A 14007-nucleotide genomic window follows, 5' to 3' on the forward strand; every position below is an offset into this window, starting at 1 on the left:
CGTCCCCTCAGTTCTGCCCATCCCGTCAGACCCCCGCGCCGCCGGACTCGCCCGCCTCGTCGGACTCGCCCGACCCGTGGGACTCGCCTGCCCCTTCGGACTCGCCCGCCCCTCGACCGTCACCCCAGCGAAAGCTGGGGTATCCCGGTTGGCGCGTGCTGGACGCCCCACGAGGAGATCCCAGCTTTCGCTGGGATGACGGGCGCGGTTGGGATGTCCGGCTGTCGGGACGGTGGACTGTCGGGACGGCAGGTGCTGCTCGGACGGTGAGCTGTCGGGACGACGGTAGCCGTTGAAACGACGGTAGCGGTTGGACTAGAGCGCGCCACGGGCATGACAGTGGCAGCTGCGTTGGCGGCGCTCAGAACAAAGCCGATCGATGCGCACCCCCAACTCTACGGCGCAATCATCGCAAACGCCGCATCCGCCTCGAGCGGCTTCGCATAGAAATATCCCTGCCCAAACGTGCACCCCAGCGCCGCCAGGGTCTGCGCGAGTTCGTTGGTCTCGATCCCCTCGGCGGTCGTCTTCATCCCGAGCGCCTGCGCAAGACTCAGGATCGCGCGGACGATCGATACCTTGTCGCGGTCCGCGAGCATCCCCGTCACGAAGCTCCGGTCGATCTTCAACACGTCGATCGGCAATTTCTGGAGATACGCCAGGTTCGAATAGCCGGTCCCGAAATCGTCCATCGCCAGCGTCGTACCGAGCGCCTTCAGCGCATGCATCGTCCCCGCGATCCGGTCGGGATCGGACACGATCGCGCTTTCCGTCAGTTCCAGCGTGAACCGGTCACCGGTCAGGCCGGTCGAGTCCAACGCAGCGCTCAGGACCGGAGCAATGTCGTCGCGCTGCAGCTGGATTGCGGACAGGTTGACCGCGACCTTGACGCCGCAATGACCCCCGAAGCGTTCATCCCAGCGCGCCAACGTCTGCGCCGCCTCGTCGATCGCCCAGCGTCCAAGCGGAACGATCAACCCCGATTCCTCGGCCACCGGGATGAAATCCGTCGGACAATGCACGTGGCCGTCGAGGTCAGTCCAGCGTGCCAGCGCCTCGAAAGATACGATCCGCCCGGTCGCGAGATCGCAGATCGGTTGATACGCCAGCCGCAACTCGCGGTTCGCGATGGCGCGCCGCAGCGCAGTCTCCATGCTGAACTGCGCGCGTGCGATCGCAAGGTCCTGCGGCAGGTAACTTTCGGCGCGGCCGCTGGCCTTGGCGCGCTTGACGGCGAACTGCGCGTGACGGATCAGTTCCGCGACGTCCTCGGCTTCGTCGGCGCCATAGGCGATCCCGACCGAGCATTCGACGCTGATCTCGTAATCGGTCAGGCGGAACGGTGCCGTCAGCGTGCGCTGGATCCGCTCGGCCAGCGCATGGGCCTCGCCGCGATTGCCGTCGAGCGCCATCAGGATGCCGAACTGGTCGCCGCCGATCCGTGCCAGCGTATCGCCTGCGCGGAGCGCGCCCTTGATCCGCCGCGCCACGGTGATCAGCAATTCGTCGCCCGCCAGCGAACCGAGGCACGAATTCAACCGCCCGAACCGGTCGATATCGATCGCGAGGACGGCGTTGGCGCTACGATCCTCGCCCCCTCGATCAGGTCCTCGAACCCTTCGCGGTTGGGCAGCCCGGTCAGGCTGTCGGTGGTCATTTCGCGCCGGAGGCTGCGCTCGGTCTGAACCTGCGACGTCTGGTCGACGAAGCTGATCGTACAGCGGTCGCGGAATGCGGCGAACGAACGGGCGATCGTCACGCGGTAATAGCGACAGTCGATTGCGTCGCCGAGCACCCATTCGAAATCCGTCCGGATCAGCTGGGATTCGAGAAAGGCGACGATACGCGGCGCAAGGTCGACGATCATCGGCGACCGTTCCGCCACGACACCGAGGCCCGCGAGCCGGTAGGCGCGATTCATCGCGAACAGCTCGAACTGGCCTCCGGTCAGCACGAGATGCGCCGCGGGAATGGGGATGAGTTCAAGCGCCCGTGCGACCAGGTCGGTCGCAACAATGTTCTGCGCTATCGCTTCCGGGGCCATCGATGCCATGCCCCTGCCTAGCCGACCTTCGTTAAGACGTCCTGAAGGAACCGAATAGACCGGTTATCTGTCAATTTAAGCCAATCGCACGATTTTACAGCGCGCTATCCGCTGGATCAGGCAAAACGATTGTCGCGAGGGAAGCCCGTCGGCGGCATTCTTCCCGCCGCACCGCGCGCCGCACGCCACGGCCCTAAGTCCGATTCGGTTCTTTGCCGCCCGCTACCGCCGCCCATCGCCCAGCTCAAACCCTCGGCGAAGGTGAAGGTGATCGCGTCCGCCAGCCCCCCATCGCGGTAGCGCTGCAACTGGAGCCCCTGCCCGCGCGTCATCTCGACCAGTTCGGCGAGCGGGAACACCAGCATCTTGCGATTGTCGCCGATCGCCGCGACGTAATCGTCGGTCGGCCCGATCGGCCGGACGATCTTCAACTGCGCGCCCGGCCGCGGCGTCATCACCGTCTTGCCCTTGCGCGTCTCGGCGATCACGTCGGCGCTGCTCACCGAGAAGCCACGCCCATCGGTTGCGACGATCAGCAGTTTCGGATGCCGGCTCGCGGGTAGCAGCGCGACGATCCCGACGCTGCCGTCGAGGTCGATCATCGCGCGCACCGGCTCGCCAAACCCGCGCCCACCCGGCAGCTTGTCCGCCGCCAGCGTGTAGAACCGACCGTTCTCCGCCGCGAGCAGCAGCTTGTCCGTCGTCTGCGCATGGAACGCAAACGCCGGGCCATCGCCCTCCTTGAACTTCAGCGCTTCCGGGCTGGCGAGATCGTTGTGGCCACGCATCGCCCGGATCCAGCCGCGCTGCGACAGGATCACGGTGATAGGCTCGCGCTCGATCATCGCCTCGAGCGGAATGTCGCGCGTCGGTGCGGCCTCCTCGATCGTCGTACGGCGTTTGCCGAGCACCGTCTCCAGCCCATAGCGATCGCGGATCTTCGCCATGTCGCGCTTCATCCGCACGCGCTGCTTTTTCGGATCGGCGAGCAACGCGGCGAGCGTCGCCTGCTCCTTGTCGAGCTTGTCGCGCTCGGTCTTGATCTCGAACTCTTCGAGCCGCCGCAAGCTGCGCAGCCGCATGTTGAGGATCGCCTCGGCCTGGCGATCGGTCAACGCGAACTCGGCGATCATCACCTTTTTCGGCTCGTCCTCGGTGCGGATGATCTCGATCACGCGGTCGAGGTTGAGGTACGCGATCAGATAGCCGTCGAGCAGTTCGACCCGGTCGGCGATCTTGCTCAGCCGGTGCTCGGTCCGCCGGCGCAATACCACGAACTGGTGATCGACCCACGCCGCCAGCGCCTCGCGCAGCGACATCACCCGCGGCGTGCGATCCTTGTCGAGCACGTTGAGGTTGAGGCTGATTCGCGTCTCGAGATCGGTCAGCCGGAACAGCCCGTCCATCAGGATCTGCGGATCGACCGTGCGGCTGCGCGGTTCGAGCACGATGCGGATTTCGGTATCCGATTCGTCGCGCACGTCGGCGAGGATCGGCAGGCGCTTGGCGTTGATCAGCTCGGCGATCTGCTCGATCAGCTTGCCCTTCTGCACGCCGTACGGGATCTCGGTGACGATCAGCTGCCAGCCGCCGCCCTTCTCGCGCTCGGTCTCCCAGCGCGCGGACGCGGAACCCGCCCCGGCCGGTCGCATAGGATTCGCGGATCACGGCCGGTGGATCGACCACCAGCCCGCCGGTCGGGAAATCCGGGCCCTTCACATGCTCCAGGATCGCCGCATCGTCCGCGTCCGGCTGGTCGATCAGGACGATCGCCGCCTCCAGCAACTCGGCGGCGTTGTGCGGCGGAATGCTCGTCGCCATGCCGACCGCGATCCCGCTCGCGCCGTTCGCCAGCAGGTTCGGGAACAGCCCCGGGAACAGCTCGGGCTCGTGATCCTCGCCATTATAGGTCGGGCGATATGCGACCGCGTCCTCGTCGAGCCCATCCATCAGGTCGATCGCGACCTGCGTCAACCGTGCCTCGGTATAGCGGTAGGCAGCCGCGTTATCGCCGTCGATATTGCCGAAATTGCCCTGCCCGTCGACCAACGGATACCGCATCGCGAACGACTGCGCCAAGCGCACCATCGCGTCGTAGACCGACTGGTCGCCGTGCGGGTGATACTTGCCGATGACGTCGCCGACGACCCGCGCGCACTTCTTGTAGCCCTGCGCCGGGTCGAGCTTCAGCAGCCGCATCGCCCACAGCAGCCGCCGATGCACCGGCTTCATCCCATCGCGGACGTCGGGCAGCGACCGCGCCGTGATCGTCGACAACGCATAGACCAGATACCGCTCGCTGAGCGCGCTATCGAAGGGGGCGTCGACGATGCTGTCGAAGGGGTCTTTGAAATCACTGCTGGCCATTGCGCACATCGATAGCAGCCGCGCGCGTAACGATCAAAGCATCCCGCGCGTCATCGTCACCTTTTGTTCTCGTGGTGCCTTGGGGACATGCCCGGCGATCGCCGCGGCGAGCAACGCGCGATGCTGCCGCCCGGTCTCGCGCCAGTCGTAGCGCTCGCCGAACGTCCGTGTCGCGCCCCGATCGGGCAGGTCCGCGAGCAACCGCGCGATCCCCTCGGCGATCGCCGCATCCGATCGATCCGCGGTCAGCACGCCAGCCTCGGGCACGCGCACGACCTCGGGCGAACCCCATACCGGCGTCGCCACCAAAGGCGTTCCGCAGGCGAGCGACTCGAGCAGGACGTTGGCGATCCCCTCGCGGTCGGAGCAACTCGCGGTCAGGTCCGCCGCACCGTACAGGTCGGGCAGCCGATGCTGGTCGACATGGCCGAGAAAATCCACCCGCCCCGCAACGCCCAGCTTCGCCGCCAGTGCGCGCAACGCCCCCTCGCGCGGCCCGTCGCCGGCGATCATCAACCGCACGTCGGGCAAAGTCGCGATCGCGCGGATCGCGAAGTCATGCCCCTTGCGGTCGATCAGGTGACCGACCGACAGCACCGTCGGCGCGGCGATGCCCATCCGCTGTCGCAACGCCGCGCGGTCGGCAGGCGGCGAGAACAGGGCGAGATCGACGCCGTGCTCGACCACACAGACTTTCCCGGGCGATGCGCCGATCGCGATCAGTTCGTCGCGCGACGCCGCCGCCACCGCAGTCGTCGCGCTGGCCCGATCGATCGCCGCCAGGATCATAGCCCGCTCGGCGCGATACTGCGCGATCTGGCTGACATCCGACCCAAGCGCGCTCATCACGAACGGCCGATCGAACTTCCGCGCAAGCAGGCTCGCCGCGACGCCGTCCGGATACAGATAATAGGAGTCGATCACGTCGAAATCGAACTCATGCCGTATCCGCGCGATATGCCGGTACAGCGCCGCCGCCATCAGCCACGGCGCGGCGACCATGCCGATCTTCGGCACCACCGGATAGCGCGGGTAGGTCACGGTTACGCCGCGGCGCACCGCTGCATGCGGCGCGTTCGCGAACTCGGCATAGCGCCCGAACCGGGGATCGGCGCTCGGGAACCACGGCACGGGCGCGACCACGCGAACCTCGTCGCCGGGCCGGGCGACATGACCGACACGGTGCTCGATGAAGATCCCGTGACGCCGCTGCACGGCGTTCGGATACAGGCTCGACAACACCAGGATCTTCAAGGCGCACCCCGTGCTCGATCCGCGTGGCCGCAGATCACTTCTAAATCTTCTCTACGCCGACTTTCGCCGCGTTCGGGGCAAAATTTGCGACGCGGCGTCTACGGACGGGACAGGTCGATGACGGTCGGCTAGCGTCGCCGCATGCGCCTATTCCTCGCCACCGCCTTGCTGCTACCATTGGCCACGATGCCGATGCCCGCCGCCGCCGACCTGCTTACCTGGTCCGTGCTCACCGCCCGCCCCAAGCCGACGCCCGACGCGACGATCGCCTATGGAACCGACCAGATGCAGAAGGTCGACGTCTGGCTCCCCAAGGGCAAGACCGGCGGCAAAGACCGCTTGCCGGTGGTGGTGATGGTGCATGGCGGCTGCTGGACGACCAGCATCGCCGATCGCAGCCTGATGAACTGGGTCGCCGACGACCTTCGCAACGCCGGCGTCGCGGTGTGGAACATCGACTATCGCGGCGTCGACCGGAGTGGTGGCGGCTATCCCGGCACGTTCCAGGACGCTGCGAAAGCCGCCGACCAGCTCACGACGAACGCGAAGACGTTCAACCTCGACACACGCCGCGTCGTCGCGATCGGCCATTCCGCCGGCGGTCACCTTGCGCTCTGGCTCGCCGCCCGCCCGCGGATTGCGAAGACCAGCGCACTCTACAGCGCGCATCCGCTCCGCATCCATCATGTCATCAGCCTCGGCGGTCTCCCCGATCTCGAAGCCACCGCGGCGAACCCCGAAAACGGCTGCGGCACCGAAGTCGTCGCGAAACTCGTCGGTACGCCGACGCCGCAGCACCCCGACATCTATCCCGACACGTCGGTCCCGCGCCTGCTCCCGCTCGGCGTCAAGCAGGACCTGATCAACGGCCGCGAGGACCGGATTATCCCCTTCGTCATGGCCACCGACTATATCGCCAAGGCGACCGCGGCCGGCGATACCGCCACGCTGCACACGATCCCCGCGACCGGCCATGTCGAACTGATCGCCCCCGAAACGCCCGCCTGGGCAGAAGCAAAGCGTCTGATCCTTACCGACCTGGGAATGACCAAGTGACCCTCGAAGACGCCCGCGCGCTCGACGCGACCGACCCGCTCGCCGCCTACCGCGACAGGTTCGCGCTTCCCGACGGCGTGATCTATCTTGACGGCAACTCGCTCGGCGCGCTGCCCAAGGCGACCCCCGCCGCGCTCGCCGATGTGGCCACACGACAATGGGGCGACCGCCTCATCCGCAGCTGGAACGAAGGCTGGATCGACGCGCCGCAGCGGATCGGCGCCAAGATCGCCCCGCTGATCGGTGCCGCTACGGACGAGGTGATCATCGGCGACACCACCTCGACGCATCTGTTCAAGGCGCTGGTCGCCGCATTGCGCAGCAACCCCGACCGTCACACCGTCGTCAGCGAAGCCGGCAACTTCCCGACCGACCTCCACATCGCCGAGGGTGCGGTCGCCTGCGTCCCCGGCGCGCGCCTCAAGGTGGTCGCCCGCGAAGATCTCGCCGCCGCGCTCGACGACGACACCGCGGTACTGCTGCTCACGCACGTCCACTACAAGACCAGCGACCGCTTCGACATGCGCGCCTGGACCGCCCGCGCGCACGATGCCGGCGCGCTCATGCTCTGGGACCTGAGCCACAGCGTCGGCGCCGTCCCGATCGACCTGACCACCGCCAACGCCGATCTCGCGGTCGGCTGCACGTACAAATATCTCAACGGCGGCCCCGGTGCGCCTGCGTTCCTCTTCGTCGCCAAGCGCTGGCAGGATTCGCTCGCCAGCCCGCTCTCCGGCTGGATGGGCCACGCCGCGCCGTTCGCGTTCGAGGATGCCTACCGCCCCGCGCCCGGTATGAAGCGCTGGCTCGCCGGTACCCCGGCGATGCTCTCGACCGCCGCGCTGGAAACCGCACTCGACCTCTGGGCCCACATCGACCAGCACGCCGTCGTCGCCAAGAGCGCACAGCTCTTCGCCATCCTCGCCGCCGCCGGCGACGCGCTGGGCCTCGACTGCGTCAGCCCCCGAGACCCCGCCAGACGCGGCAGCCACATCAGCTTCCGCCACCCGGACGCCTATGCACTGACGCAGGCGCTCATCGCGCGCGGGGTGATCGGCGACTTTCGCGATCCCGACATCCTCCGCCTTGGCCTGACGCCCTTGTATCTCAGCCACGAAGACGTCTGGCGCGCTGGCGACATCCTGCGGGACATTCTCGAAACCGAAGCCTGGCGCGATCCGGCCTTTGCCGAACGCCTCGCGGTGACGTGAGCGCCTTGGCAAGCCGGTAGCGCGCACGGCCGTGCACTTGTATCGGTGCGGCATGACGCACCCATTCTACGCGATCCACAGCCATGGCCTGATCCGGGTCGCCGCCGCCACACCGCGCGTCGGTAGGGGATACCGCCGCGAATGCCGAGGCCACGATCGCCTTGGCACGCGAGGCGGACGCGAAGGGCGTCGACCTCGTCGTGTTCCCCGAACTGAACCTCACCTCCTATGCGATCGACGACCTGCATCTCCAGACCGCGCAGCAGCGCGCGACGCTGGCGGCGATCGCGACGGTGGTCGAGGCGAGCGCGACCTTGCGGCCGGTGTTGCTGGTCGGCGCGGCGCTTGTGCGGAACGGGCGACTGTACAACTGCGCGCTGGCGATCGCGCGCGGGCGCGTGCTCGGCGTGGTGCCGAAGACCTTCCTGCCCAACTACCGCGAGTTCTATGAGAAGCGCTGGTTTGCGAGTGGCGCGGGGCTCACGGGACTTACGATCGACATCAACGGCGAGGAAATACCGTTCGGGACCGACCTGATCTTCGCCGCGCGGGATTTGCCCGGCTTCGTCTTCCATACCGAGATCTGCGAGGATTACTGGGCCCCCACCCCGCCCTCGACCGCGGGCGCGCTCGCCGGAGCGCTGATCTGCTGCAACCTGTCCGCCTCGAACATCGTCATCGGCAAGGCTCGCGAGCGGGCGATGCTGGCGGCAGCGCAATCTGCGCGCGCGGTTTGTGCCTACGTCTATTCCGCCGCAGGCCCCGGCGAGAGCACCACCGAAGTCGCGTGGGATGGCCAAGGTTTGGTCCATGAACTCGGCGAGCAACTCGCGGAGTCGGAGCGGTTCTCAACCGAACCCGAACTGGTGATCGCCGACATCGATTGCGAACGCATCACGCAGGAACGCCTGCGCAACGGCACGTTCAACGATGCGGCGATATTCGCCGGCAACCCCGAAACGCGCTTCCGACGGATCGGATTCAATCATGCGCCGGTGCTTGAAGCTGGAATCAGCCTCGAAGCCTACGATCCTCCCCCGCAAGGGGGAGGTGGCAGGCACAGCCTGACGGAGGGGGAGGAAAGGGCAACCGCTGTTCCGTGTCCTCCCCCTCCGTCGCCTTCGGCGCCACCTCCCCCTGGCGGGGGAGGATTGGGCGGCTTGGAACGCGCGATCCGCCGGTTCCCGTTCGTCCCGAACGACCCGACGCGGCGCGATGACGATTGCTACGAGGCGTTCAACATCCAGGTGGAGGCACTGTCGAAGCGCCTCGTTGCCGCGCACGCCGAGACGATCGTGATCGGCGTATCCGGCGGCCTCGACTCGACGCACGCGCTGATCGTCGCGGCGAAGGCGATGGACCGGCTCGGTCGGCCGCGCAGCGCGATCCTCGGCTTCACCATGCCCGGCTTCGCGACCGGCGAAGGCACCAAGGCGAACGCCTGGGCGCTGATGCGCGCGCTCGGCATCACCGCCGAGGAGATCGACATCCGCCCCGCCGCCACGCGCATGCTCGAAGACATTGGCCACCCCTTCAGCGAAGGCGAACCGGTCTACGACATCACCTTCGAGAACGTGCAGGCGGGTCTCCGGACCGATTACCTGTTCCGTCTCGCCAACCAGCGGCGCGGGATCGTGCTGGGCACCGGCGATCTCAGCGAGATGGCGCTTGGCTGGTGCACCTATGGTGTCGGCGACCAGATGAGCCATTACGCGGTGAACAGCGGCGTGCCCAAGACGCTGATCCAGTTCCTGATCCGCTGGTGTATCCGTACCGACCAGTATGACGCGGCGACCGACGCGATCCTCTCGACGATCCTCGCGCAGGAAATTTCGCCCGAGCTCGTACCGGCAGGTGCTGACGGTGCGTTGCAGAGCACCGAGTCGATGATCGGGCCGTATGCGCTGAACGACTTCTTCGCGCACTACGTGATCCGTCATGGGCTCGCGCCATCGAAGATCGCGTTTCTCGCCTGGCACGCATGGCGCGATGCGAGCGTCGGCGCATGGCCGGAGGACCTGCCCGCGGATGAGCGCGTTGCCTATGACCTGCCGACGATCCGCCACTGGCTGGAGAAATTCCTGTTCCGGTTCTTCACCACCAGCCAGTTCAAGCGGTCTGCGATGCCCAACGGGCCGAAGGTCTCGGCGGGCGGTGCGCTTTCGCCCCGCGGTGACTGGCGCGCGCCGTCGGATGGGACCGCGGCGATCTGGCTTGAGGAATTGCGGTCAAGCGTTCCATAGGGTTAGCCGCGCCGCCTTGCATAAATCGCCTGCGCGGCGCATTATGAAAATCCTATGACAGTGGCTCCACCGGATGGATCGCGCGATCGCCGGATCGAGATCCCATCTAATCTTTGGCTGATTCACCCGGCAGGCCGTGCGCTTTTGCCGCTTGCGTTGGCGCGTGGAATTTCCGCGAATTCGGTATCGGTAGCGGGGCTTTGCCTCGGCGGAGCTGCTGCGCTCGCCTATACCCAATGGGGCAATTGGGCGCTGGCGCTGGTCGGCCTGGTGCTGTCGATGGGATGGCTGATCGCCGATGGACTCGATGGCATGGTGGCACGCGCAACCAAGACCGCGAGTCCGCTCGGTCGGATGCTCGACGGACTGTGCGATCACGGCGTCTTCGCGCTGATCTACGTCTCGCTCGCGCTGACGATCGACACGCCCGAAGCCTGGATCCTCGCCTTCGCCGCCGGCGGCGCGCACGCGGTGCAGTCGAACATGTACGAGGGCGAGCGCTCGCGCTTCCATCGCCGGATCAAGGGCGTCGCGCTCGAAGCGCCCCCCGTCCCGACCGGCAACGCACTCGTCCGCTTCTATGACGGCGTCGCGAGCAGCATCGACCGGATCGCCATGCCGTTCGAACGGACGCTCGGCCAATCGAGCGATCCGGTCGCACTCGGTGCGCTGTACGGAGCTAGCGCCGTCGCGCCTTTGCGCTTCATGGCCTTGCTTACCGCGAATGTCCGGGTATGGGCGATCTTCGTCGCCTGCTTCGCGGGCAACCCACGCATCTTCTGGTGGTTCGAGATCGTCCCTCTGACGCTCGTGGCCATCGTCGGGCTCGTCTGGCACCGTCGTGTCGAGCGGGCTTTCGTTCGTAATACTTCTGCAACGCGACCAAAGACCGCGTCGCGCATGCATCTTTCGTAAGGAACAGGGTCAGTAATGAATAGCATTCGGATCGCCGTGGTCGGCATCGGCAACTGCGCGAGCTCGCTCGTGCAAGGCCTCGAGCATTACCGTGAGGGCGCCAACGACCAGGTCGGCCTGATGCATTTCGACATGGGTGGCTACAAGCCGAGCGACATCAAGGTCGTCGCGGCCTGGGATGTCGATCGTCGCAAGGTCGGCAAGGACGTCGCCGAGGCGATCTTCGCCAAGCCCAACTGCACCGCGGTGTTCGCACCGAACGTGAGCAACACCGGCACGATCGTGAAGATGGGCAAGAAGCTGGACGGCGTCGCCGACCACATGGCCGATTTCAAGGACGACCGTACGTTCCTGGTTTCCGACGCAGCCGAGCCGACCCGTGAAGAGGTCATCGCCGAGCTGAAGGCATCGGGCGCCGACGTGCTGATGAACTACCTGCCGGTCGGTTCGCAGGAAGCCACCGAATTCTACGCCGAGTGCGCGATCGAAGCGGGCGTGGCGTTCGTCAACAACATCCCCGTCTTCATCGCCTCGAACCCGGTCTGGGCGAAGAAGTTCGAAGATGCTGGCGTCGCGATCATCGGCGACGACATCAAGGCGCAGCTCGGCGCGACGATCGTCCACCGCGTGCTGACCGACCTGTTCGCCAAGCGCGGCGTGAAGCTGGATCGGACCTACCAGCTCAACACCGGCGGCAACACCGACTTCCTCAACATGTCGAATCATCGCCGTCTCGAATCGAAGAAGATCTCGAAGACCGAAGCCGTCCAGTCGGTTGCGGCCGAGCGGATGGACGACGACAACGTCCATATCGGCCCGTCGGACTATGTCCCCTGGCAGAACGACAACAAGGTCTGCTTCCTGCGCATGGAAGGCCAGCTGTTCGGCGGCGTGCCGATGAACATCGAGCTGCGTCTCTCGGTCGAGGACAGCCCCAATTCGGCGGGTGTCGCGATCGACATGATCCGTTGCGCCAAGATCGCCAAGGATCGCGGCATCGCCGGCGTGATCGATCCTGCCTCGGCCTATTTCTGCAAGCACCCACGCACGCAGATGACCGACGATCTCGCGCAGATCGAAGTCGAGCGGTTCATCAAGGCTGCCTGACATGATCGAGACGCCCCGGATTCAAACGGCGATCATCCTCGCCGCCGGGGAAGGCAGCCGCCTTCGCACCTCCGCCCCGTACAAGCCGCTCTGCGCGGTCGCGGGGCGGCCGTTGATCGCCCACGCGCTCGAAGGGCTGGCGGAAGCCGGTTTCGCGCGCGATCGTGACGGTGAGCTACGGGCGTGAGGCGATCGAAGCGTATCTCGGTAGCCGGCGCTGGCCGCTGGCGGTCGAGACGGTGCTCGCCGACCACCGCGAACCGAACGGCGTCTCGGTCCTCGCGGCGCGTGATGCGCTAGCCGGCAGTGAAGCGGTGCTGGCGATGTGCGACCACCTCGTCAGCCCCGAACTCTACGCGCGCATGGCCAAAGCCGGCGCTGGCGGTGGTCTACGGCTCGGCATCGACCGGCGCCTCGGCCATGACTGGGTCGACCCCGAGGACGTCACCTGCGTCGCGACCGAAGGCGACCGCATCGTCGCGATCGGCAAGGGCCTCGAACCGCACGACTGCTACGACACCGGCGTCTTCGCGATCGGCCCCGCGCTGTCGGATGCACTGGCAACGCTGGCGAGCCCTTCCTCACCGAAGGCGTCCGCCTGCTGGCCGCGCAAGGCCTCGCCCGGATCGTCGATTGCAACGACATCGACTGGATCGACGTCGACGACGCCCCCGCGCTCGCCAAGGCCGAAGCGTGGATGGCGACCAAGGCGGACGCCGTCGCCGCCTGACCCAGCCGAGTTCGCGTTCGAGAACTCCCTGTTCGCAATTACACCCCTGTTCCTTGTTCCCTCGCGAACGCGGGGGCCCAGGAGCAACAAGCACCGTCCTATACTTAGCTGGGGCCCCGCGTCCGCGGGGGAACGGCTAGGCGGCGCTCTGTGTCACGGTCCAACCGCCCCCTCCCCAACACCACCCCGGCGAAGGCCGGGGCCCAGTTGGGGGACGGCTATAACGACGCACAGTCCGCCGTTACCGCAACCTTTCCAACTGAGCCCCGGCCTTCGCCGGGGTGGTCGCCAGTGAAGGTAAGCGGCCGAAAAACTTCGGCTACTTCACCCGCCGAACCATCAGAATCTTAATCGGCGCGGCAATCATCTGCCCTTTCATCACCCCGACCCCGGCGGTCGCCGAAATCGGCGCAGCAAGGATGCGCTTCACCACGTCCATCCCCTCGACGACATGCCCGAACGCCGCATATCCAGCGGCATCCCCACTCCCCGTCGGGTTCGCATCCAACGACAACACCGGCCCGACGGTAATGAAGAAATCCGCCGTCGCCGTCCCCGGCGCCAACCGCGCCAGCGAGATCGTCCCATCGACATGCGACAGCCCGGTCTTGCTGGTCGGCTCATGCGCTACCGGTTTCAGGATGCGCTTGGGATCGTTCTGCGGCCCGCCCTGGATCAGCCCAGTCCCCTGCCCCAGGTTCATCGCGCGGTAGAACGTCACCCCATCGAGCCGCTTCTGGTCGACATAACGCAGGAAATTCGCGGTCGTCAGCGGTGCGCGCTCTTTCTCGAGCGCCAGCGTGATCGGCCCCTCGCTGGTCGTCATCACGATCGAGACGGTCGCCGCCGGCACCGCCTCGGCCGGAACAGGCGTAGCCGGTGTCGCCGGAGCGACGGTTTGCGCCGAGCCGGAAACGGCACAGAGAAGGACGAGCGAAGCGCCAAGCGTTTTCAAGATCATGACCAAGGCTACCGCGGCAAACGCGCCCTGTCAGCCGAGAACGTCAGCCGAGAACGTCAGCCGGTAACGATGCGAAATTGCGTGGCGCAAACTATTGCTTGGGTTTGCACGCCCGCGCG

General features: G+C 66.5%; 8 protein-coding genes and 3 pseudogenes. 7 read left to right on the forward strand and 4 right to left on the reverse strand.

From position 1 onward, the window contains the following. Positions 1-395 precede the first annotated feature (395 nt). The 3 genes and pseudogenes from QP181_RS10245 to QP181_RS10260 form a co-directional block, all read right to left on the reverse strand. A pseudogene (locus QP181_RS10245) lies at positions 396-2053 on the reverse strand (putative bifunctional diguanylate cyclase/phosphodiesterase). Positions 2054-2160: 107 nt separating this feature from the next. After that, positions 2161-4411: pseudogene (gene parC, locus QP181_RS10255) on the reverse strand (DNA topoisomerase IV subunit A). Between the two features lie 33 nt (positions 4412-4444). Then, positions 4445-5665 carry a glycosyltransferase gene (locus QP181_RS10260; protein WP_333928448.1) on the reverse strand — a complete coding sequence of 407 codons (1221 nt, stop codon included), beginning with the start codon at positions 5663-5665 and terminating at the stop codon, positions 4445-4447. 141 nt (positions 5666-5806) lie between these two features. Here QP181_RS10260 and QP181_RS10265 point away from each other — a divergent pair, with 141 nt between their 5' ends. From QP181_RS10265 to QP181_RS10295, 7 genes and pseudogenes are all read left to right on the forward strand, one after another. Continuing rightward, a complete protein-coding gene (locus QP181_RS10265; protein ID WP_333928450.1) occupies positions 5807-6721 on the forward strand; it encodes an alpha/beta hydrolase in 915 nt (304 codons plus the stop codon). After that, complete coding sequence (kynU, locus tag QP181_RS10270; RefSeq protein WP_333928451.1) at positions 6718-7932, forward strand: kynureninase; 1215 nt, start codon at positions 6718-6720, stop codon at positions 7930-7932. The genes QP181_RS10265 and kynU overlap by 4 nt, the downstream gene beginning before the upstream one ends. A gap of 52 nt (positions 7933-7984) precedes the next feature. Further along, positions 7985-10175 (forward strand): annotated as a pseudogene (locus tag QP181_RS10275) (NAD(+) synthase). A gap of 54 nt (positions 10176-10229) precedes the next feature. Continuing rightward, positions 10230-11090: a CDP-alcohol phosphatidyltransferase family protein gene (locus QP181_RS10280; RefSeq protein ID WP_333928453.1), complete on the forward strand. Its 861-nt coding sequence runs from the start codon at positions 10230-10232 to the stop codon at positions 11088-11090. Positions 11091-11105: 15 nt separating this feature from the next. Further along, positions 11106-12197, forward strand: a complete 1092-nt coding sequence (locus tag QP181_RS10285; RefSeq protein ID WP_132735585.1) for an inositol-3-phosphate synthase — start codon at positions 11106-11108, stop codon at positions 12195-12197. Position 12198: 1 nt separating this feature from the next. Beyond that, positions 12199-12384, forward strand: coding sequence for an NTP transferase domain-containing protein (locus QP181_RS10290; protein WP_333928454.1), 186 nt, complete (start codon positions 12199-12201; stop codon positions 12382-12384). Next, positions 12368-13222 carry a hypothetical protein gene (locus QP181_RS10295; RefSeq protein WP_333928455.1) on the forward strand — a complete coding sequence of 285 codons (855 nt, stop codon included), beginning with the start codon at positions 12368-12370 and terminating at the stop codon, positions 13220-13222. Before QP181_RS10290 ends, QP181_RS10295 begins: the two co-directional genes overlap by 17 nt. A 24-nt stretch (positions 13223-13246) precedes the next feature. On the opposite strand, the gene QP181_RS10300 is transcribed toward QP181_RS10295, so the two are convergent. Continuing rightward, positions 13247-13888: a peptidylprolyl isomerase gene (locus QP181_RS10300; RefSeq protein WP_333928456.1), complete on the reverse strand. Its 642-nt coding sequence runs from the start codon at positions 13886-13888 to the stop codon at positions 13247-13249. Positions 13889-14007 lie beyond the last annotated feature (119 nt).

It is taken from the genome of Sphingomonas sp. LR55, from assembly GCF_036856015.1.
GTDB lineage: Bacteria > Pseudomonadota > Alphaproteobacteria > Sphingomonadales > Sphingomonadaceae > Sphingomonas.